At 57.1% G+C, this 21632-nt stretch carries 22 protein-coding genes; 12 read left to right on the top strand and 10 right to left on the bottom strand.

Annotation, left to right across the window (positions count from 1 at the left end; genetic code table 11):
* Window positions 1–103 precede the first annotated feature (103 nt).
* Window positions 104–1669: an SNIPE associated domain-containing protein gene (locus AC5XE7_RS15180; RefSeq protein WP_495366599.1), complete on the top strand. Its 1566-nt coding sequence runs from the start codon at window positions 104–106 to the stop codon at window positions 1667–1669.
* Window positions 1670–1959: 290 nt separating this feature from the next.
* Here AC5XE7_RS15180 and AC5XE7_RS15175 read toward each other — a convergent pair whose 3' ends face one another.
* Genes AC5XE7_RS15175 through AC5XE7_RS15165 form a run of 3 tightly spaced genes read right to left on the bottom strand, consistent with a single transcriptional unit; the run spans window position 1960 to window position 4654 of the window.
* Window positions 1960–2673 carry a DUF6602 domain-containing protein gene (locus AC5XE7_RS15175; protein ID WP_495366600.1) on the bottom strand — a complete coding sequence of 238 codons (714 nt, stop codon included), beginning with the start codon at window positions 2671–2673 and terminating at the stop codon, window positions 1960–1962.
* Window positions 2670–3428 (bottom strand): nucleotidyltransferase family protein, encoded by a 759-nt coding sequence (locus tag AC5XE7_RS15170; RefSeq protein WP_495366601.1) that lies wholly within the window; start codon window positions 3426–3428, stop codon window positions 2670–2672. Before AC5XE7_RS15170 ends, AC5XE7_RS15175 begins: the two co-directional genes overlap by 4 nt.
* Window positions 3429–3439: 11 nt before the next feature.
* Entirely contained in the window at window positions 3440–4654 is a 1215-nt protein-coding gene (locus AC5XE7_RS15165; protein ID WP_495366602.1) for a hypothetical protein, read from the bottom strand.
* Between the two features lie 161 nt (window positions 4655–4815).
* Here AC5XE7_RS15165 and AC5XE7_RS15160 point away from each other — a divergent pair, with 161 nt between their 5' ends.
* Window positions 4816–6921 (top strand): AAA family ATPase, encoded by a 2106-nt coding sequence (locus AC5XE7_RS15160; protein WP_495366603.1) that lies wholly within the window; start codon window positions 4816–4818, stop codon window positions 6919–6921.
* A 311-nt stretch (window positions 6922–7232) separates the two neighbouring features.
* On the opposite strand, the gene AC5XE7_RS15155 is transcribed toward AC5XE7_RS15160, so the two are convergent.
* The 5 genes from AC5XE7_RS15155 to AC5XE7_RS15135 all read right to left on the bottom strand — a co-directional run bounded on the left by AC5XE7_RS15155 (window position 7233) and on the right by AC5XE7_RS15135 (window position 10640).
* Entirely contained in the window at window positions 7233–8264 is a 1032-nt protein-coding gene (locus tag AC5XE7_RS15155; protein WP_495366604.1) for a pyridoxal-phosphate dependent enzyme, read from the bottom strand.
* Window positions 8248–9204 (bottom strand): GHMP family kinase ATP-binding protein, encoded by a 957-nt coding sequence (locus tag AC5XE7_RS15150; RefSeq protein ID WP_495366605.1) that lies wholly within the window; start codon window positions 9202–9204, stop codon window positions 8248–8250. Before AC5XE7_RS15150 ends, AC5XE7_RS15155 begins: the two co-directional genes overlap by 17 nt.
* A 688-nt stretch (window positions 9205–9892) precedes the next feature.
* Window positions 9893–10156, bottom strand: coding sequence for a helix-turn-helix domain-containing protein (locus AC5XE7_RS15145; protein WP_495366606.1), 264 nt, complete (start codon window positions 10154–10156; stop codon window positions 9893–9895).
* Window positions 10153–10359: a helix-turn-helix domain-containing protein gene (locus tag AC5XE7_RS15140; protein WP_342213529.1), complete on the bottom strand. Its 207-nt coding sequence runs from the start codon at window positions 10357–10359 to the stop codon at window positions 10153–10155. Before AC5XE7_RS15140 ends, AC5XE7_RS15145 begins: the two co-directional genes overlap by 4 nt.
* Before the next feature lie 59 nt (window positions 10360–10418).
* On the bottom strand, window positions 10419–10640 hold the full coding sequence (locus tag AC5XE7_RS15135) for a helix-turn-helix domain-containing protein (RefSeq protein ID WP_495917833.1): 222 nt from the start codon (window positions 10638–10640) through the stop codon (window positions 10419–10421).
* Between the two features lie 239 nt (window positions 10641–10879).
* Between AC5XE7_RS15135 and AC5XE7_RS15130 the strand changes: the two genes are divergently transcribed.
* From AC5XE7_RS15130 to AC5XE7_RS15085, 10 genes are all read left to right on the top strand, one after another.
* Window positions 10880–11383: a hypothetical protein gene (locus tag AC5XE7_RS15130; protein ID WP_495366608.1), complete on the top strand. Its 504-nt coding sequence runs from the start codon at window positions 10880–10882 to the stop codon at window positions 11381–11383.
* Between the two features lie 104 nt (window positions 11384–11487).
* Entirely contained in the window at window positions 11488–12378 is an 891-nt protein-coding gene (gene ehuB / locus AC5XE7_RS15125) for an ectoine/hydroxyectoine ABC transporter substrate-binding protein EhuB (RefSeq protein ID WP_495366609.1), read from the top strand.
* Window positions 12375–13034 (top strand): amino acid ABC transporter permease, encoded by a 660-nt coding sequence (locus AC5XE7_RS15120; RefSeq protein ID WP_495366610.1) that lies wholly within the window; start codon window positions 12375–12377, stop codon window positions 13032–13034. Before ehuB ends, AC5XE7_RS15120 begins: the two co-directional genes overlap by 4 nt.
* Window positions 13024–13683, top strand: coding sequence for an amino acid ABC transporter permease (locus AC5XE7_RS15115; protein WP_495366611.1), 660 nt, complete (start codon window positions 13024–13026; stop codon window positions 13681–13683). Before AC5XE7_RS15120 ends, AC5XE7_RS15115 begins: the two co-directional genes overlap by 11 nt.
* Complete coding sequence (locus AC5XE7_RS15110; RefSeq protein WP_495366681.1) at window positions 13680–14489, top strand: amino acid ABC transporter ATP-binding protein; 810 nt, start codon at window positions 13680–13682, stop codon at window positions 14487–14489. Before AC5XE7_RS15115 ends, AC5XE7_RS15110 begins: the two co-directional genes overlap by 4 nt.
* Before the next feature lies 1 nt (window position 14490).
* Window positions 14491–15519 (top strand): succinylglutamate desuccinylase/aspartoacylase family protein, encoded by a 1029-nt coding sequence (locus AC5XE7_RS15105; RefSeq protein WP_495366612.1) that lies wholly within the window; start codon window positions 14491–14493, stop codon window positions 15517–15519.
* A 447-nt stretch (window positions 15520–15966) separates the two neighbouring features.
* On the top strand, window positions 15967–16833 hold the full coding sequence (gene ku, locus AC5XE7_RS15100) for a non-homologous end joining protein Ku (protein WP_280199549.1): 867 nt from the start codon (window positions 15967–15969) through the stop codon (window positions 16831–16833).
* 2 nt (window positions 16834–16835) lie between these two features.
* Window positions 16836–19391, top strand: a complete 2556-nt coding sequence (ligD, locus tag AC5XE7_RS15095) for a DNA ligase D (protein WP_495366613.1) — start codon at window positions 16836–16838, stop codon at window positions 19389–19391.
* A gap of 11 nt (window positions 19392–19402) precedes the next feature.
* On the top strand, window positions 19403–19711 hold the full coding sequence (locus AC5XE7_RS15090) for a hypothetical protein (RefSeq protein WP_495366614.1): 309 nt from the start codon (window positions 19403–19405) through the stop codon (window positions 19709–19711).
* Between the two features lie 65 nt (window positions 19712–19776).
* Window positions 19777–19932: a KTSC domain-containing protein gene (locus AC5XE7_RS15085; protein WP_495917825.1), complete on the top strand. Its 156-nt coding sequence runs from the start codon at window positions 19777–19779 to the stop codon at window positions 19930–19932.
* A 5-nt stretch (window positions 19933–19937) separates the two neighbouring features.
* On the opposite strand, the gene ku (AC5XE7_RS15080) is transcribed toward AC5XE7_RS15085, so the two are convergent.
* A complete protein-coding gene (gene ku, locus AC5XE7_RS15080; protein ID WP_495366616.1) occupies window positions 19938–20744 on the bottom strand; it encodes a non-homologous end joining protein Ku in 807 nt (268 codons plus the stop codon).
* A 70-nt stretch (window positions 20745–20814) separates the two neighbouring features.
* Entirely contained in the window at window positions 20815–21600 is a 786-nt protein-coding gene (gene xth, locus AC5XE7_RS15075) for an exodeoxyribonuclease III (RefSeq protein ID WP_495366617.1), read from the bottom strand.
* Between the last annotated feature and the right edge of the window lie 32 nt (window positions 21601–21632).

Genomic DNA, 21632 nt, shown 5'->3' with positions numbered 1-21632 from the left:
GTCGCGAAGCGAAATAGCGCCCTCGGGGCCGACAACCGATAGTCTGCTTTCGGCGCCCGCTATTAGATAGCAGCCATCCCTTAGCGGCGCCGGCGCTTAGTTCATGAGAGAGAACGCGGCCGGCGCGTTGGGCGCTAACGCTCATAAAGACAGGGATTGGATTGACTCGATCGTCTTAAAACCGAACCCTACGTCCAATGCCGTGGGGGACAGCATGAATTCTCAAATCGCGACCATAGTAATCGTATTGACCATTCTCGTGGCCGCAATTGCCGCGCCGGTTGTGACGTTCATGTGGTGGAAGGAAAAACAAAAGCGAATTGCTCTCGACGAGGAGCTTTCGGTTGCTGGAGAGGCAGGACAAAGGGCCGTGGAAATCGGCAAGAAACTTTTCTGTGAAAAGAACGCGTTGGCTGCGAAGGTTGCCCAGATGGAGCAGCGCTTCCATCCGGTCGTGGATCTCGACGCGGAATGCGCGGTGCTGAAAGAAAAGATTGCTGTTTGGACCTCTGAAATCGCACAGCTTCGTGCGTCATATCAAGAGAAGAAGGCGGTTTATGATCGGCTCCTGAAGGAAGTCGCAGTATTCGATGAAAAGCTCGCGTTCGCCGAAATGGGTGTCTACGAGCCCCATTTCGATTTTACCGACAGCGAAGAATACAAGCGGAACATATCCGCCTCGCGGGAAGGCCAAAAGGTGATGGTGTCGGCCAAGACGGCTGTCATCTGCACCACAAACTGGACCGTGGACGGCAGCGCTGCGAAAGGGCAGACGATGACGAACCGCAACATCCGATTGACGCTGCGCGCCTTCAACAGCGAATGCGATGCGGCCATTGCCAATGCGCGGTGGAACAACATCAACGCGATGGAGAAGCGCATCTTGAATGCGCATGCCCAGATAGACAAGCACAACGCGTCGAACTCGGTCTTCATCACGAACGAATACCTGAAGCTCAAACTGCAGGAGCTTTATCTCACGCACGAATACCGAGAGAAGGTGAAGGCTGAACGTGATGAACGCGCCGAAGCTGCTAGATTGCAGCGCGAGGAGCAAAGGCTCATCCGAGACATGGAACGGGCCGAAGAAGAAGAGGCCCGCTATCAGAACCTGCTCGACAAGGCAAAGGCAGAAGCCCAAAGCGTCGTTGGGCCGAAGCTGGACGCATTCCAGGCCCAAATCGAGATTCTTGAGAAAGACCTCGCGGAAGCTCACGCCAAATTCGTGCGTGCGCAGGCGATGGCCGAACGCACGCGGTCCGGCTACGTCTATATCATTTCTAACGTCGGTTCTTTCGGCGACGACGTGGTGAAGATAGGACTCACACGTCGCCTGGACTCGGCTGACCGAGTCCGGGAATTGGGCGATGCCAGCGTACCGTTTGTTTTCGACACCCACGCCATCATCTACAGTGATGACGCTCCTGCGCTCGAACGCGCGCTTCATGCGGAATTTGAACACGTCCGCATCAATGCGCAAAACCATCGGAAGGAATTTTTTAGGGCGAAGCTTGATGCCGTTGAAAGTGCCGTAAAGCGGCTTGCGCCGGAAGCTCCCTTTTTCAAGGACGTGGAAGCGCAGGAATATCGGGAAACGTTGGCAAAGCGAAATGCGGCGCTTCTAGCCTTGGACAAGCAAGCGATGACCGCGTTCCCCCATATCATATAGCAGATATGGGGCCGGTAGCAGTCAGACTGCTTTTGGTGCTGGATTACCGTGAGGAGCCATTGTGCGCGAGGCGGTGCCGATGGGTGCTTTGGTGCTGGAAGCTACTGGCCGGTTTCTGGGTCACCAAGTGGATAGCGGCAACTTTGCCAAGTTGCCGGGGTCATGACTGATTGAGTCAGGAGAAGAAGACTGCGGCGAAAGCGATCGCTTTTAGACATGAAAGTGTGAGCAGCACGGCAACTCAACCTCATCCATTCGAGAAGGCTCTCCGGAAACGGTTGAGCGCCTTTTTATTCCAGTTTCTCAGCGTAGGCTCGCATGTCAATCATAGGGACCGTTGCCACGGCCTGCAGGCGCGACATCATCTCAAGAAGGAAGCGTGTGACCGCCTTTGACTGTTGTGCGAGTTCGTAGCCGTTCTCATTGAGCCAAAAGTTGCCCACGTCGGCAACGCAGCCGAAATCTAATCGCTGCTCCTTGCCGGCGCCCTCAAGATATCCTCGCATAGTATCTCCGAAGACAGGATTCCAAGTGCTAGTAAGGGTCAAGATGCCTCCAAGAATGGGCGTGAGTTCCTTGGCTCTTTTGGTCCCATCAATCGTCGGAACGGGAAGCGAAGTCCGGTGCAGCTTGCGCACCGAGCCGATCTTTTTATGAGCATAGCCGATGTGAGCCGCATTCATTTCCTGCTTGGATTCGAACACTGCATAGACGCTTTCGGCCGGCACAACGTGCTTTTCTTTGAAGGTGAAAACGAGCGGTGTGTACTGACGATCATGAATCACCACGTCGATCTGCTCGCTGAAGGCGCCGTTGCTGTCGCACACCGTCGCCTTGATCGCGTGATAGCGCTTCGGAAGATACTTATTGAAGAGCCCGATCCAAATCTCCTCTGTCGCATCCCCAATCTCAGTCGGATGCCCTAGGGTTTTCCGTGCCCTGGTGAGGTCTGCGGCAACGTCCCTATTGAGCTCATCAAGCAATGTGGGAAGATGCCAGCTCATGCGACGATCTGGCTCCAGTTGGTTGCCTGCCTGGCGAGCGCTGCAGCACTAGCGATGGCCTGTTTCTCAGCGGCTGCTAAGTCGTCCGAGATTCTATTGTTGGTGTTGGCCGGGTCCATAAACACAGCCGTTTTGATATTGTCTCGGATATATGCGAGCGCTGCCCATACATTGTCAGAAAGAGCGCCCACCTTGCGGCCACGGCAGGCTTCGATCGCCACAAGCTCTAGGTAAAAGGATGGAAAAGTAAGCCCCTTCTGCCGACGCCAGGCTTTCAGGATCATGATCTCTTCTGCACGACCCGAGTTTCGCACCGTGTTGATGTGGGTCATGACATTAGTCTGAGTCCAGGTCTTTGCCTTTCGGCGCCACAGACTATGAAATTCCCCGACAGTGTTGTGCCGGCGCGCGGGCACGACATCTACGGAGTAGCCGCCGATCTGTATCCCGATCGAGACGTTTTGCTGCCGCGGACTGAAGCCGTCCTGATGCAACCTGTTAAAGAGCGTCAGATAGATGGTCTCCAGATTTGTTGGAGTTTCCTGAGCTAGGGACGCAAAGATATCGATATCTGTGCCGCCCCGAATGGCCGTGCCCTTTGCAAATGACCCACTCGGATTCATACCGACCAAGTAGTAGCCACCCCAAGCTTGCAGTGACGGCCGCAGCATTGCCTGCACGTTTCGAACCGGTGAGTAGGGTCCTGTATCAACCCGCAGCCGGCGCAAAATCCCTTGTAAATATGCGTCCGACATTATCCGCTCGCTTATTCCGTGTCGGTCGAGGTGGTCGGAACGTCGAAGACCATAACAGTCACGATCGTTTCCCGGCTGGTGTCGTTAGGCTGGCCGAATACATATCGGAACCTAGTCTCGCCCTCGATCTTCGGCCCGGTCTTGCATAGTGTATGGGCCTCTGTGAGCGTTCTGATTTTTGCTAGGACATTGGTCGTGTCCTTATTGCGATTGAAAATTACGATCGCGGTCTTAGTGTCGCGCCAAGAGAGATAACCCAGCAGCTGGTCTATAGTGTCGGTATAGCCTTTATCACCGCGCCAGAATTTGCATTCAGCGATGAAGATATTACGCCCTTCATCGCGCACTAGGATGTCGGTCTTACCTGCTGCATTGAAGGTCTCGCCAGTAGCCTTTCCCTCGTATTGCCCGTTGAGCTGCACGAGGAAATGCTGCCTGATATCCTCCTCCCCCATGGTTGCAAAGGATGATGGGCTCCGCTCTATGACCAAGGTCATGTCATGGATAATCTTGAGGATATGCTGATAGTCCTCTTCGGGCAGAACTGGCTCCGGTTTGAACCCCTTCGTCGCCACGGCGGGCAGTCGAGGCTCAATCTTTCGCCGTTGCATCGGGGCAGAATATGTTTTGGCGGCTCCGGGCCGTTCCTTGAGCTTGAAATTAAGACCGGCCACGAGATTCTGGTTTGCAAGCAATTTCACTTTGCGCGCTTCGATCAGCTCCCGTGCCACGCTTTTTAGCCGACCATTGAACTCATCAAAGTCAGATCGCAAGCGGGCAAGATTTTCTTCAATGATGGCGATCGTTTGATCGAATGCTGCCTGTACCTGCTCACCGTTAAGATTGGTGCCGCTCTGCCGAAGAATGAGATGGCTCTTATTAACGAAGGCCCTAGGCGGGTTCATCCCCCATGTCGAAGCCCTAATATAGAACAGGATCTCGTCTCCTTCATAAGGCACTTCCAAGGTGACGACTGTGCCCGGCATGGCAATCGGCTGTTCGGTTCGCCAACTTTGGACCATCACTTGGCTTTCGTTTTGTGAAACCTCAGCATGTTCGAGGTCCAGCACAGGGACATTGATGATGAACTTGTCGTAGATAAAATTGACCAAATCCTCCATTGAGCTGTTGAGGATTTGGTTTTCAGACATGCCGGCAACGCCGTCCTTCACGGCCTGCTCTTGAACTCTCCGGGCGCCGAAGCTGTCGCCCTTCGAATAGAACAACAACTCGTCTTCTCCATACCTTGCCACTAGAATAGCCCCCTGCTGTTTGCGCTTGGGCCCTATGTTACGCAGACAAGATTCTTGGGAATAGTGGGTTTAGGTCTTTGAGGCAGCGCCAGAATTAATTGCATAGTACGTCCGCGTCTAAATGGGGGGACATTATGCCGGACATCGCCGTCCTAATCACAAACTGCAACAGCGTAGACCGTGCTGAAATCGTATTGAGGGAGGGCGCCCTCAACATAAAGTATGGTCCCAACGGAATTGGCAAAAGCACGATTGCGCGCGCCATCGTCAGCCAGATTCGCGGGGACGGGAGCCTAGAAAATCTCGCCCAGTTTAAGGGGCGAGGAAAAGCTGGTGCGCCTTCTCCTCGCGTCGAAGGCACGGATGCGCTCACGTCAGCGCTCGTTTTCGATGACGATTACATCCAGCAGTTTGTGTTTCAAAAAGACGAAGTGTTGAAAAACAGCTTCGAGGTTTTTATTAGGACGCCTGAGTATTTGGCCGAAATGGCCGAGATTGACGAGCTGCTGGCTGGTATCCGGCAGGCCTTCTCCGACAACGAGGCAATCGGGCAGGTTATCTCGGACCTGAAGGAGCTGCGGGACGCATTCGGTAAGCCAAGCAAAAGTGGCGCCATACCGAAGTCGAGCAAGATCCATAAGGCTTTTGGTTCAGGCAACAAACTTGAAAATATTCCGGCTGCGCTCAGGCCGTTTGAGACCTTCATCAAAAGCCAGGAGCCCGCGAAGTGGATCAACTGGCAGATCAAGGGAAATGAGTTTTTGCAGTTGGGGGACGCGTGCCCATACTGCGCTTCGCCACTCGACGAGGCTGGAAGCAAGGATGTGGCTCTTGCAGTTGAGAAGGAATACGACGCTACCGCCGTTGGCCACCTAAGCGCCCTACGTGCAATTATCAATAGGCTAGGCACCTACTTCAGCGAAAAGTGCCGTGAAAACCTGGATAAAGTTACAAAAGCGAAGGTCGAGCTTACAGCACAGGAGTACAGCTTCCTCACTGGCCTTAAGGCGGACATCGATGCCCTCATCGAAAAGCTTGAAGGTCTGCGCTCCATGTCATTCTTCTCCTTGCGCGACGTCGAAGAAGTGACCGATAGACTGACGCCCTTAAAAATCGACTTGGCGCTTATGGATAAGCTCGATTCCGAAGAAACGCGCAAGACCGTTGATCCCATCAATCAGCAGCTCGACGGGCTTATCGCCAAAGTCGGCAACCTGAAAGGGAAGATTAATCGACATAAGGCTCGCATCAAAAAGGCCATCGACGAGAACCAGTCGAGCATAAATGCGTTCTTGAAATCAGCGGGTTACAAATACGCCGTCGAGATTGTGCCTGAGCCCGAATCTTACAAGATGAAGCTAGTTCACCAGGATCTCGCCAGTCACATCGAAGCCGCCACGCGACACCTGAGCTACGGTGAGAAGAATGCGTTTGCGCTTGTCCTGTTCATGTACCAGGTACTGAGCGAAAAGCCAGACTTGGTCGTATTGGACGACCCGATCTCATCATTCGACAAGAATAAAAAATTCGCCATTCTTCATGAGCTTTTTCGTGGCAAGGCCAGTTTGCGCGGGCGAACAACCCTTATGCTCACTCACGACATAGAACCGGCTATCGACGTGATCAAAAGCACTAGTGCGGTTTTCCAGGGCGCCTCGCCCTCGGCAAACTTCCTTTCATCCCGGGCAGGCGTCGTAAGCGAAGTGCCGATCGAACGGCATGACATACAAACGTTCGCAAAAATCTGCGCCGACAATGTCGCTGCCCTCAATGACAGCATTTGCAAAGCCATTTACCTACGGCGCCACTTCGAGCTGCATGACGACACTGAGTTGGAATACAATCTGCTGGCAAGCCTGTTCAAAGGTCGGGCGACGCCGACTATTCAGTCTGGTACCGCCACTCGTGACATGACTGCCGACGAAAAGAACACCTCAGAGTCGAATATCAAGGCGGCCTTCATTCCCGACTTTGATTACGATGCGCTCCTAGCCGAAATCACCAACGTGGATGCCATTAAGGCCAAATTTCACGCGACCACAGTCGGGTACGAAAAGATACAACTGTTTCGGATCATTAATGCCGACCATGACGACGATGTGATCCGCAAGTTCATCAACGAGGCTTATCACATCGAGAACGAGTATGTGATGCAGCTCAACCCACATAAATTCGAGAGCATCCCAGAGTACGTTGTGGCAGAGTGTGAGCGGATACTCGCGTTAGCGCCTGCGAAATAAAGAGAATGGGCATTAAGTGAGACTGGGGGTCGTGGCTGTCGTCCGCGTCTGGATAAGCCTGTCCACTAGGTGCCAGTCCGCCTCCCACCCTCACATGGGCGCCAGTCTGGTCCGCTGTCGAACGACCGCTTTTGGGAACGGGCAACAGTTGCCTGAACGACCGGAATGAGGGCGCGAAGCTGCCGCTCCCGACAGGAGGCACATCGAACGAGCGCTAAAACCAGATAAGATATTGATTATATGTGGATTTATAGTGCTTTTTGTTGGAATTGGTTGGGAGGCGTAATATGCACTTCGTCCGAACGTCGGACCTAACCCTGCAGAGGCAGCTTCACATCATCCGGATGTGCCCTTCCCCATTCGTATCGTGTCCACTCCCATTCTTCCCGGGGCTCGATCACGGAGAGAGTCTGAGGTTCATGGATGACTTCACCCGGCCAGCCGGGAAGGCGAGCCAGCCATTCCTGATTATAGACCGTATCGGCGTGTCGGAAGCCTTCATCGGGCATGATGACTGCGACTGTTGCGTCGGGATGAGTGCGGGCGATCCAGTCACCCACGAGGGCAGATGCGCCACTTGTCGGCCCCTGGAAAATGCCGTGGTTTCGCAGCAGCGCGTGTGCGGAATGATATGCGGCATAGGCGCCAACCCAATGAACCTCGTCGATCAGGTGATGTATGACATTAGCGGGAATGACGCTGTTCCCCAGCCCGCGCAACATGCGCTTGCCCACCGGTTGGCCGAACAACACACTGCGATGGGTATCGACAGCTGCAATTTTCAAATGTGGGTAGAGCTGACGCAGGAACGTTCCTGTTCCACATAGAGAGCCGCCTGTTCCGACGCAGCCGACAAGCCAGTCGATTTGCCCTGCGGATCTCACAAACAGCTCAGCCAGGCGCGCGTAGGACAACCAGTTTCCGGGGCTGTCGTACTGCCGCGTCCAGAATGTTCCGTGCTGTTCCTCTATGGCCTGCCTGAGATACGCCAGCCGGCCCGGTTGGTTCCCGTCACCTTTCTCATCCTCCAGCACCACGACATTTGCCCCGAGCAGTTCAAGGCGGCGCTTGTAAGGTTTGTCGATCAGGGATTCTGCCGTTACCAGCGTGATCCGGTAACTCCGCGCGGCGGCAAGCAGCGCCATTGCCATGCCGAATGTCCCCGAGGTCGTTTCAATGATGTGACTATCGGCTTTCAGTTCGCCGGACTTCTGTGCCTGATCGAGAATGAAACGAGCTGGCATCAGCTTCATCAGGGGAAAAGCGGCAGCAACGATATTCGGGCCAGGCCGCGCAAGCCGGGGCGTTTCCAATGCCCGGAAATAGTCAATGTTGAATGACATGGGTGCCCCCTGCCCCGTTCACGGAAAAAACGCCGATGTCCTGAAAACCGACATCGCCTAATTCGTTCGAAATCGTGCGAATGACGGAAGTCAGGCCGGCTGACCCGGGATCCAGCAGAAGCCCATACAAAGATCCGCTGTGAGCAACCTGAATGCCAAGAGCCTGATGGCGCTCAAGAAGCCCGGTCACAAGATCGTAAGAAGGTTTGGGAAAATGCCGTTGGCTGATACGGGCACTCAGGGTTGCGGCACGGCCGAGAAGACGGGGATCCTGATGGCGGATCGCTCGGGCCACCAGTCCGCGCAAGACACGGAACAGTTGGATTTCCTCGAGGCTGTATCGCGCGGGAGCCAGCTCGAGCGTGCTGACACTGCCAGTTCCGCCTGCCTTGAAGCCGACAAGGACGAATGGCGGCAATGAGGCGCCGAAATGCTCGAGAACCTCCCCTTCCCGCTGCGCAAAAAGCAAGGCCTCGGATTCAAATGCCGTCGCATCGGATGCGGTCTCGGCGGCTACCGCCAGACGGCTGATGGAAGCTGGTGGAAGCTTTGTTCCCAACGCCGCAGCGGCCGCCCGGATCGATGCTACGACGTCCGCAGTCGAAGAGCCGTAGCCATGTCCTACCGGGATATTGCTTTCGATGCGAAGCAATCCGCCTGCCCCCGACTGCCCCAGCTGTTCAAGTGTCAGATGGGCCGCGCGTAGCGCCTTCGTCTTTTCGCGTGGCGCGACGCGGAGGTTTGCGCTTTCGTTGAGGATGAGTTGGGCTGTGGAGCGGAGACCATCCAGCGGAATCGTAACGAGACCACGGTGCAAGCGCCCCTGTCCGTCTTCGAATACACCTTGGATCAGTTCGCCGTGGTGCCCGATCGCGTGCCCTTCTCCCCGAGCGCCAATTTGGGCCGAAAGCAGCTTGGATGCTTCTTCGGTGGTCGTCACGGGCTTATCTCCGAACTGAAGCGTTCGGCCGGAAAATGAACCAGCTATCAGTTCGCGTCACTTCTGGTAATTTGGGATTGACCGGAACGGAAGCCGGGAACGGTCAGCAGTTTGATGATTGCGTGAGTGAGGCCACAGGACGCTGCGGAGCGGCCGACTGTGCGACAGTAGGCGGCACTTGAGCACTCCGATATAGAAATTATCTTGCGAAATCAGTAAGAACAACAGACATATCGGAAACATATCCGATCTGTTGCAACGTTGTGCATACTGGTTCGCCGCCCAAAGCAGCTTTCCACGATGCTAAGTCCTTGTTCGTGCCTTGACATCGACCCTGTCCAAAGTGCCCTACCCGCACTAATGGCGGACGTTGATGTCAGCTTAGGGGCTTGCTTGATGTACCCGTCGTTTGAGCAGACAACCCAATCTCCATAAGGCGGCGCACTGCTTCCGATCTGTTGGGAAGATCAGGTTGTGCCCGACGCCATTCATCAATGCGCGCAAGCAATTCGCTAGAGAGCCGTAACTCAAATCGTTCTGATGTGGTCATGTGAGAATTATATCTGATACATTTTCCAACAGCTGTGTCGACACTGTAGTTTAATCTTATTCTTGCTATGCATGCCGACTTGGAATCATTGTTGTATGGACAGGAATGAGCAATATAGCACTCTCAGACCTTGGGTTGTTAAGTTGACCTTTTCACCAATCGAACACCCGGACCACCGCCATTTTCCGGTATGAACTCTATGCCCGCACTTTCCAAAGCGTGTTTTAAGGCGGCAACCGTCACCTTGTTAGCTTTCAAAGGACCGGGTTTCGGCTCCAACCTCTTGATGGTGGCAACAGATACATTTGACTTCTCGGCCAATGTCTTTTGATCCCATTGCAGTAAGGCGCGAGCCGCACGAATATGTTCACTGGTTACCTTTGGTAATTCCGAATCCTTCATTCGAGCTTCTTCGGTTTGTCAAATCTGACGCCCAACCCACCGCCATTGTCGGGAATAAAAACAATCCCCGCAGTTTCTAAAGCCACTCGTATTGCCGTGAGATTATTTCTGTGTGGGACTCTCGTCCCTCGTTCGAAATCCACCACGGTGGCGCGAGAAACAGCAGCTTTCGTGGCCAACTGGCCTTGGCTCCATCCCAACATTGCGCGTGCGCCCCGACATTGCTCAGAAGAAATCATACAAAATGTCTAAGATTAATTGATCAATCTCGCGATGCCGGGCCAGACTTTTCGAACCTAACACCAACGTCCCTGCCGTTCTCAGTTATGAACACAATACCCGCAGCTTCGAATGCTGAGACAATTGAGTTTACTGTTGCGGGTTTCAACTGCTCGCCCCGTTCAAACCGAGCGATGGTATCAGGTGACACCCCAGCATTTCTGGCGAGGTCTCGAGTTCCCCATCCCAGCGCCACGCGGGCCATCTTGGATTGGATGGCATTCATTTCGTAACAACGATACGATTTTTGTTGATCTGATAACAGCTTTCCATTATCGTAGCCCTGATACGATTTTTATCGTTGCGAAAAGCGGCTGAGCAGGGTGTTCCAGCACCCCGCTCAACCTAGCCGCAACCCAAGCTGAGTGGAGCTCGGATCATGGCTGATTCCGACCATAGCATTTCTTTGCCTTTCGTCATCCTGTGGCGAGAGGTGAAAATGCCATGAATACCGTGGCAAGGCCAGCTGATACGCATCAGGGGTGCACATCGGTTACGCCGGCAAGAGATGACTTTCGGCGCAGGGACCCGGTTCTGGCGCTGGCAGATCGCTGGCGCGATGCGCATGCGCGGACGTTGGCGCTGTGCCGGCGGCAGCAGCGGCTGGAAAGCAGGATCGCGCAGACGAGCGGCTATCTGCCCTCCTGTTCCACTCAAGGGGTCTTGGGGACCAAGCACCAGACGCGAGGCGACCCTGATCTCGGCTATTTGAAAGTGAAGGCGGCGGAGGAACACTTCGCCCGGGAGACGGCCCGGCTCCTTGAGGAGCTGGCGCAGACGCCGGCCCACTCGATGGATGGTGTGGTGGCCAAGCTGGAGGTTATGCTGCTTGAGAGCGAGGTCGGGGACGGCCCGTCCGACTTTCCATGGCCGCATCTGCGTTCGGTGCTGGCGGACCTCCGGCGACTGACTGGTGCGGAGGCCTCTTCGCATCGGGGCCCGTCGTAAAGGCGTCGTGTACGCACCGACCGTTCGCTGCTCGAGCCAGACTTGCAGCTCGCCATTGAGCCGAAGCGATCGCTGGAAAAAACATCACAAATGGGAGGAACAATATGAGGTCTCGATTTAGCCTGCGCCGGGCAATGCTGACCACGGTGCTGGGTGTTATTGCACTGGGTACCGCTGGTCAGGCCACGTTTGCCGAAACCACGAAGGAACGCGTTCTTCGTGAGGGCAAGATCGTGGTCGGCATCCACAACCGCGCCCCCTGGGGCTATCGCGACGAGGCGACGGGCGAGGTGGCGGGTTGGCATCCCGACCTGCTGAAGGCAGCTTTCGCGGATCTTGGTGTGAAGGAGCTCGACATCAGAGTAACCGAGTTCGGCGCCCTTATTCCCGGCCTGCTGGCGGGACGGTTCGATGTGGTGGCCTCTGGCCTGTCCATTACCCCGGAAAGATGCAAGCAGGTCGCATTCGGCAAGCCCGACCTGAAGGAACTGGATGCGGCGCTGGTCGCGCCCGGCAATCCAAAGAAAATCCATGGCTATCAGGATATCGTCGACAACCCCGACATCATCATGGGCGCCGGTCGTGGCAGCGTGGTTGTGCGCAATGCGCTTGCAGCGGGCGTGCCGAACGAGCGCATGCTTCTGTTTCCCGACATCCAGTCGAACGTGGCCGCCCTGCGCGCCGGCCGTGTTGACGTATCCCTGCTTTCTCTGCCGACAGTGCTCGGCCTTCTGAAGGATGGCAGCGCCCGTGATGTGGAGCGGGCAGATCCGTTCGTCATTGCGGATGATCAGGCCAACTATGCCGCCGTGGCCTTCCGCAAGCAGGACGAGGACCTGAAGGCGCTCTACGATGAGAAGTTCACAGCATTGAAGCAGGACGGAACGGTCGCAAAGATCATGGCGAACTACGGCTTTGCCGAGGATGCGACCGTCCCGGACACCATTACCACCGAACAAGTCTGTGGCAATGGCAAGGACGGTGCCGGCAAATGAGCATGTTCGATATCTGGTCCGGAATCCTTGGCGGATTCCGGATCACGGCCTCCGTCACGCTATATGGGTTGGTCTTCGCAGTACCTTTCGGCCTTGTCTTCGGGATCGCCCAATATCTGACGACCGGGTTTGCCCGCTTCCTCGTCACGTCGATGATCGAATTCTGGCGAAGCTCAGCTGTGGTGATACTTCTGTTCGTCTTTTATTACGCCCTGCCCGTGGTCGGGGTAACCTTGTCCGCCATGACCGTGGGGGCCATGGTTCTGGGCTGCAACGTAGGAGGCTACGCCAGCCAGGCAGTGCGGGCGGGATTGCAGGCGCTCGATCGCGGCCAGAAGGAGGCGGGACAGGCGCTCGGCTTATCCCGCGCCACTATCCTCGTTCTCATTGAATTGCCGCAGGCGCTGCTGGCCATGAGCCCGACCTTCATCAACCTCGTTATCCAGCTGGTCAAGGCGACATCGCTGGTCTCGCTGATCACGCTGACCGATATGACGTTTCGGGCCAAGGAAATCGCTCAGGTCGAGTATGACCCGGTCCCCGTCTACCTCGCCCTGCTCTTGTCCTATTTCATGGTCTGCTATCCGATCGCCCTGCTTGGGCGATGGGTGGAACGGTGGGTGACGCCGGTCAGGGAGGCGGGTCGTGGGATTTGACTTCAGCTTTGCCCTGTCAACCGTGCCGGCAATCCTGGGCGCTATCGGCATGACCCTGCTAGTGGCGGTTGCGAGCTGCGTCGGCGCCGCCGCCCTTGGCTTCTGCCTTGAGATCGTGCGACGCATGGGTGGCATCGTCGGCCTCCTCGTGCGCTTCCTCATCGACTTCATCCGGGCGACGCCAGTGCTGGTATGGCTCTATTGCCTGTATTTCATCCTGCCCTTCTACGGGGTGCGCCTGAGCGCGCTGACGGTCGGGATCGTCGGTCTCAGCCTCTATTACAGCGGCTATCTGGCCGAGGTCTTCAAGGCTGGCGTCGACGCGATCGCCAAAGGCCAGCAGGAGGCGGCAAAGGCACTGGGGATTGGCCGGATCGATACGGTCGTCTTCGTCATCGCGCCGCAGATGCTGCGCAACATTGCTGCGCCCATGGGCAACTACTTCGTCTCCATCCTCAAGGCCACGCCTTATCTGGCGGTTCTGGCCGTTCCAGAAATGCTCGGCGCCGCCTTCGACATCGCCTCCGACACCTATCGCTATGCGGAACCGCTTACCGTGGCCGGTATCATCTTCCTCGCGCTGGCCCTCACCATCTCGCAGGGCGTCAAATGGCTGGAGAAGCGCCTCGCCGTTTCCACAGTGCGATGAGCATCTCCCGAGGAATGGCAGCTATGAACCTTTGCTTTCAGAAAGACCCGCTTTCCATGCAATCTTCCCCACAGAACCTGGCCGTCGAAATCGACGCCCTTCACAAATGGTATGGCACCTTTCATGTGCTGAAGGGCATCGACCTCACGGTCGCGCATGGTTCCCGCATCGTCATCTGCGGCCCGTCCGGGTCGGGCAAGTCCACCCTGATCCGCTGCATCAATGGCCTGGAGGCATATCAGCAGGGAACCATACGACTTGATGGGACCAGACTCGGAGAAGACGCCGGGCTAACCGCGCTGGCCCGCAGGCAGACCGGCATGGTTTTCCAGAACTTCAACCTGTTTCCGCATCTTAACGTGCTTTCCAACTGCACTCTAGCCCTGCGCCGGGTGGCAGGCATGGCGCGCACCGCGGCCGAAGCCCTGGCACATCACTATCTGGAGAAGGTCCGCATTCCCGAGCAGGCATACAAATATCCCGCACAACTGTCTGGTGGCCAGCAGCAGCGGGTGGCGATCGCAAGGGCGCTGTGCATGAGCCCGCGCCTGATGCTGTTCGACGAGCCGACCTCGGCTCTCGATCCGGAGATGATCCGCGAGGTTTTGGACGTCATGACTGAGCTTGCCCAGGACGGCATGACCATGATCTGCGTCACCCACGAGATGGGTTTTGCCCGCGAAGTGGCTGATGAGGTCGTGTTCATGGATCAGGGCACGATCGTGGAGCAGGCGGAACCTGCCACCTTCTTCTCTGCGCCGAGCCACCCGCGGGCCCGCAACTTCCTCAGCAACCTCTTGCACTAACATGGTGGCTGTCACGCCGGCGGGCGAAACGCGCATCTGGACGACCCTGGACCTGGAAAAGGACGGAAAGCAGCATGGCTTTCTGCGTCTGCCATTCTCGACTGACCTTTCCGCATACGGCACTATCCCCATTCCGATCACCTGTATTCGGAATGGCGAGGGGCCGACGGCGCTGCTGGTCGCAGGCAATCACGGTGACGAATATGAGGGCCAGATCGCACTGGGCAACCTGGCTCGGCAGATCGAGCCAGCAGACGTCCGTGGCCGCATCATTATCCTGCCTGCCCTGAATTACCCGGCCGTAGCCGCCGGTCGGCGGCTGTCCCCACTCGATGAGGGCAATCTGAACCGCCTGTTTCCGGGCAAAGCCAACGGCACACCGACCGAAATGATTGCCCACTACGTGGCGTCGGTTCTTTTGCCCCTGTCCGATCTCGTGATAGACCTGCACTCTGGCGGAAGATCGCTCTCCTATTATCCATGCTGCCTGATCCGGGATGGCGGGATCGAGGCCGAAACGGCGAAGCTAGTCGAACTGATGAAAATCTTTGGCGCGCCCGTCGGGTCCATCAGCGATGGTTCAGGCGGAGGCGCTTCGACAACACTGTCGGCTGCGGCCCAATCTTGCGGCGTTCCGGCTCTTACTGCGGAACTGGGAGGTGGCGGCGGTGTTTCACGCGCAGGGGAAGCGATTGCAACACAGGGTCTTCGCCGTGTTCTCAGACATATCGGCATCTTGCCCCGCGTCGAAACCGAACCGCCCCCACCCGTGCGCATGATGAGAGTGGAGGGCAAAGATGCGTTCATCCACGCTGCCTGTCGCGGAATCTTCGAGCCCTGTATCGGGATTGGCGACAGCGTTCACGCTGGCCAGTGCGCTGGTCTCATCCATCCCATCGAGGGAGCGCATCGGCCGACCGAAGCCATATACTTCACGAAATCGGGCTTTGTTGCCTGCTGTCGCTTCCCGGCAATCACGGATCCCGGAGACTGCCTGTTCAAATTACTGTCGGATATTGAACGTCTTTAGGACATCGCTAATCCGGTTAGCGTTGAGTCCAGGAGTGGCTATCGGAGAAGCTGAAGGCCTCGCCAAAGCTCTTCGCCGAAGGGACGACGGCACCGAGGCCCCGTCCCGGCCGCCGACGGACCAAGACCAGACAGCTCAGGGCCGCTGCACGCGGTCGCCAGCTATGGCACGGCAACGATCCACGGGGCGCGGCTTATGCGTGAAACTGTCATGCACTGACTCCGCCTTTGGAAAGGGCGCGTGAGTTTGTCGGGGAACGTGATTGCATCACGGAAAAGTCGCCCACATTGCGTACAACGTCGAATGCGCCCTCGGGTGAATTTCGCCAAATATTCATAGCCAACGATCTTCTTTGTGCGAAGATTCGGTGCCTCCAGACTGCGCTGCGTTGGAACAAATCTTCCCTCCGCGCCGTTCTCACTGCAAGTAATGCGTGGGAGACCAGTTTTGGCACCAAGAGCAAATTGGAAGGGTTTTCTGACGGTCGCTGAGGTCTCTTGCCCGGTAGCCCTTTATACGGCCGCTTCGACCTCTGAGCGTATCGCCTTCCATACTCTCAACCGCGCCACCGGCAATCGTGTCCGGCGCCAGTTCATCGATAGCGACACAGGCAAGCCCGTCGACCGGGATGATCAGGTCAAAGGCTATGAAGTGGGCTCGGGCGAATACATCATCCTCGATCCCGATGAAGTGGCGGCGGCGGTTCCGAACAGCGACAAGACCCTTTCGGTCTCGACCTTCATTGGTTGCGGTGACATCGACGACGTCTATTTCGACAAGCCCTATTATCTGGCGCCCACCGATCGCCATGCTGAGGAAGCGTATGCACTGATCCGGGAGGGTATGCGCAAGAAAATGGTAGCAGCGCTTGCGCAGACCGTTTTGTTCCGCCGCGTCCGTACCGTGCTGATCCGAGCCCACGGGACAGGATTGATCGCGACAACCCTTAACTTTGATTACGAAGTCCGCTCGACGAAGGATGCATTTGATAGCGTGCCCGATCTCAAGATCAAGGGCGAGATGCTGGAGTTGGCGGAGCACATCATCAAGACCAAGAGCGGCAAATTCAACCCCAAGGACTACGATGATCGCTACGAGGCGGCCCTCGCCGAGGTGGTAAAAGCCAAGATCGAAGGTCGAAAAATCGATGTCCGTAAGGAGCCCCGTCAGGACAAGGTGGTCGATCTGATGGCCGCCCTGCGGGAGAGCGCAGGCCTCGTCGGCAAGAAGAAGACAGCTAGTCGCAAAACTGCGAACTCGAAAGCGACCGCTGCCAAGGCAAAAGTCACGCCGACACGCCGAAAGGCGAGCTGAGAATGGCAACCCTCGAACCCTATCGCCGGAAGCGTAATTTCAGCGAGACCTCCGAACCCAAAGGCCGGAAGGCCCGGAAGACCGGCAACGCCTTCGTCATCCAGAAGCATGCCGCCACGCGTCTGCATTATGATCTGCGATTGGAAATGGACGGCGTGATGAAGAGCTGGGCGGTGACTAAGGGCCCGAGCCTGGTCCCTGGCGAAAAGCGATTGGCCGTCCATGTCGAGGACCATCCGCTCGAATACAACGACTTCGAAGGTACGATCCCGAAGGGCGAATATGGCGGCGGCACGGTCATTATCTGGGACCGAGGCACATGGAATCCGGTTTTTGATGCCCACAAAGGCTATGCCAAGGGCCATCTGGAATTCGAACTGGTGGGGGAAAAGCTCTCGGGCCGATGGCACTTGGTCAAGATGGCTGGAAAGCCATCCGAAAAGCGTGAGAACTGGCTGCTGATCAAGGGCGAGGACGATGCCGCCCGCATCGCTGGTGATCCAGACATCCTTGAGGAACGTCCGGAATCGGTGAAGACCGGACGCGAGATTGAGGAGGTCGCCGGTGAGGCGCCGGGCTGGTCATCGAAAACCGGAAAGATCGCCAAATCACCAGCACGAAAACCAGCCAAGACCGCGAAGGTGGCAGAGCCCGAGGCGGCCCTGGAGCTTCCCGATCCTGGCTCGATAAAAGGTGCGAAAAAGGCACCGCTGCCCGACTTCGTCGAGCCAACCCTCGCCACGCTAATGACGGCGCCGCCGACCGGTCAACGCTGGATTCACGAGATCAAGTTCGACGGCTATCGATTGCAAGCGCGCGTCGAGGCCGGCCGCGTGAAGCTCCTAACCCGCAGCGGTCTCGACTGGTCCAAAAAGTTTGGCAAGGACGTCGTTGCCGCCTTTCAGGCGCTGCCCATAGGGACAGCGCTGATCGATGGCGAACTGGTGGTTGAGAAAGGCTCGGGTGCATCGGATTTTTCCGCGCTGCAGGCCGACCTCAGTGCTGGCCGTTCCGATCGCTTTGTCTTTTACGTCTTCGACCTCATCTATCTCGATGGGTATGATCTCCGCGGCCTTTCACTGCTCGAGCGCAAGACCATGCTGGAAAAGGTCGTGGGCTCTGAGCCCGACGTCATTCGTTACAGCAGCCATTTCGAGGAAAATGGCGGTCTTGTGCTGCGACATGCATGTCGGCTGAGCTTGGAAGGCGTCATTTCGAAACTCAGGGATGCGCCGTATCGATCCGGGCGCAGCAAGACCTGGGTCAAATCGAAGTGTTCTGCCCGCCAGGAGTTCGTCGTCGCCGGCTATGTGCCGTCCTCGACCTCGCGCAAAGCCATCGGCTCCCTGGTGCTAGGCGTCTATGATAACGGTAGACTGGAGCATGTGGGCCGCGTCGGCACCGGATTCACCGGCGCCGTTGCTGAGGACCTGTTCAAGCGGCTCGACAGGATGCGAGTCCCAGCGAGTCCCTTCGCCGAAAAGCTAACCGCCGAGGAGGCACGACTTGCGCGATATGTTCGTCCCGAGCTGGTGGCGGAGGTCGAGTTTCGCGCCTGGACGGCGGACGGACATCTACGCCACGCCTCGTTCCGGGGGCTGCGAGAGGATAAGGCCGCCAGCGAGATCGTGCGGGAAATCCCGAAGAGCAAGACGGCAACGACAAAGCCGCAGCGGCGCACCGTCACGCTCACCCATCCTGATCGGGTCTATTGGCCCGACGAAGGCGTCACCAAGGAAGGGCTTGCCGACTATTACACCGAGGTTTGGCGCTATATTGCGCCCTATATCGGCGGTCGCCCACTGGCATTGCTGCGCTGCCCAAGCGGGATCACCGGTCAGACGTTCTTCCAGAAGCACGCCTGGAAAGGGCTCAACAAGAACATCGTGCTGGTCACTGACCCCAAGGACAGCGCCGATGATCCACTGATTTCGATCAACGACCTCGACGGATTGATGGGCCTCGTGCAATCCGCCGTCCTGGAAATCCATCCCTGGGGCTCGACGGTCGCGGATTGGGAGCGGCCCGATACGATTATCATGGATCTCGATCCCGGCGAGGGTGTCGTATGGGAGACGATCATCACGGCGGCTGAAGAGGTTCGGCAGCGGCTCAAGGACGCGGGTCTGAATGCTTTCGTCAAGACGTCGGGCGGCAAAGGCCTCCATGTCGTGGTGCCCCTCAAGCCCAAGGCGGACTGGCTCGCGGTGAAGGCGTTTACCAAGGCTATGGCGGATAGCATGGCCGCGGACAGCCCCGACCAATATGTGTCGACCATCACCAAGTCGAAGCGTCGCGGCAAGATTCTGATCGACTATCTGCGCAATCAGCGCGGCATGACGGCCGTGGCCCCTTATTCGACACGCGCCCGGCCAGGCGCTGCGGTGTCGATGCCGCTCGCCTGGAAGGAGTTGGGCCCGGGAATCGGCCCGGATTATTTCACCGTGGATAACACACCCACGCGGCTCGCCGCACTGACATCGGACCCCTGGGAACAGTTTCGCGCCGCAGCCGAGCCGCTGGTCGTTTCGGCCGGCCGCAAACGCAAAGTGGGCTAGCGAGGTTGGCCATGAAGCTCGTTCAGATCCTGCTTCCGCTGACCGACAATGACGGGAAGCCCTTTCCGCCCCAGATGTTCGAAACCCTCAAAGCGGATCTGACCAAAGCGTATCAGGGCGTGACGGCGTTTGTGCAGGCGCCCGCCCGGGGGCGCTGGTCCCAAGATAACGCCAGCGCGGCCGAGGAAGACATCGTCATTTTCGAAGTGATGATTGCAGACCTGGATTTGGGCCAATGGCAACAGCGCCGCGGCGACCTGGAAAGCCGGTTTCGGCAGGAGCGGGTTGTGATCCGCCATATGGGCATCGGACTGATCTGAGGTGCGGCCATGCCTTCCAAGCTGATCCGCAAAACCAGCTATGATGAGGAGCGCCGTGTCTCTCGGTGTGGTTTGTGCCCAGCCGAAACCGATACGATTACGAGGGTATCCCGCCGGACGTCATTGCGGATTTCCGCCGTGCGTTCTCAAAGGGCAGTTTCTTCAATGCCCATATCCGCAATCGCTTTCCGTATCGACATGTAGATGACGCCGAGGATTGAACGCGCTATTTCCGCTTCTGTTTGGCCTCCGAACCGATGCTTTTACGCAGCGCATCCATTATGTTGATAACGTTGCTCGCCGGCTCCTCACGTGCAGTCTTAGGCTTCGCCACGCGCTTCTTGCCCTTTTTCTTGGCTGCAATGATATCGAGCAGTTTCTTCTGGACCGGGTCGTCGACCATTTTCGGGTTCCAGGGTGCGGTACGCTCGTCGATCAGCCTGGTGACAAGCGTCATGAGCTTGGGATCGGGTTTGCCTTCTTTGATGTGGCCGAAATAGTCGGTTTCGTCGCGCACCTCGTCGCCATAGCGCAGGGTCCACAAAATAATGCCTTTGTCCCGCGGTTCGAGCATCACCGCTCGTTCCCGGCGATACATGACCAGCCGTGAAATCCCTACGGTGTCGGTCGACGCCATCGCATCTCGAATGACGGAGAAGGCTTCCTCGCCGACGGTGTCGTTCGGTGTCAGGTAGTGGGGTTTGTCATACCAGATCCATTCGATGGTATCGCGCGGGACAAAGCTCTCGATATCAATAGTGCGCTTGCTCTCCAGCGCCACTGCCTCAATCTCTTCGTCTTCGAGCATGACGTAGTCGTCTTCGCCACGCTGATAGCCTTTGACCTCGTCGTCTTCGTCGACAGGCTTGTCGGAGATGGCATCAACGTACTGACTAACGACCCTGTTGCCGGTCTTGGCATTGAGGGTGTGGAAGCGGACTTTTTCATTTTCCGACGTCGCAGGCGTCATCGCTACCGGACAGGTGACCAGTGAGAGCTTGAGATAGCCTTTCCAGAATGAGCGCGGCGCCATATGAGATCTTCCCCGAGAATGCAGAAACAACGGGATCGGCGCGGGTTTTGTTCCTGAATTGGCGGCGCTTTCAGTTGTCCGGAAACTTAGAGAGCGTCACCCATGCCGGGGCATGATCGCTGGCCTTGTCCCATCCGCGAACCTCGCGGTCGACATTCGCGTCACGAAGCTGATCCTTGAGGCTAGGAGAAAGAAGAAGGTGATCGAGCCTGAGACCAGCATTTCGACCCCAGGCATTCCGGAGATAATCCCAGAAGGTGTAGATCCGTTCTCCCGGATGGCGCGAGCGGATAGCATCAGTCCACCCCTGGTCGAGGAGGCGTTGATAAGCCCTGCGGACCTGGGGCCGGAACAGGGCGTCATCGACCCATCGCTCCGGTTTGTAGACGTCGAGCTCAGTGGGCATGACGTTGAAATCCCCGACCAGCATGACCGGAGCACCCGTCGCCAGCAGGGCGGCCGCATGGTCGATCAGCCGATCGAACCATGCAAGCTTGTAATCGAATTTCGGACCGGGTGCTGGATTTCCGTTGGGGAGATAGAGGCATCCTATCAAAACGCCTTTCACCGCCGCTTCAATGTAGCGGCTGTGCTCGTCCGCAACATCGCCTGGTAATCCGCGTCGCGTCTCTATGGGATCGCTGCCCTTGGAGAGAATGGCGACTCCATTCCAACGGCTCTGCCCATGCCAGATCGCTTCATAGCCTGCTCCACGAAGAGGAGCCGTAGGAAACTTGTTCTGTGGAGCTTTCAACTCCTGGAGGCAGACGATATCGGGCTGTGCCTGCTCGAGCCACCGAAGGAGTACGGACAGGCGACCATTGACTCCGTTGACGTTGAACGTAGCAACGTTCAAGTCTCGCTGGCCACGGGCGTTAGTCTCCACGA

The sequence above is a fragment of the Aquamicrobium sp. YD-1-mutant5 genome (assembly GCF_059509755.1).
This window is presented reverse-complemented; position numbering and strand designations above follow the sequence as displayed.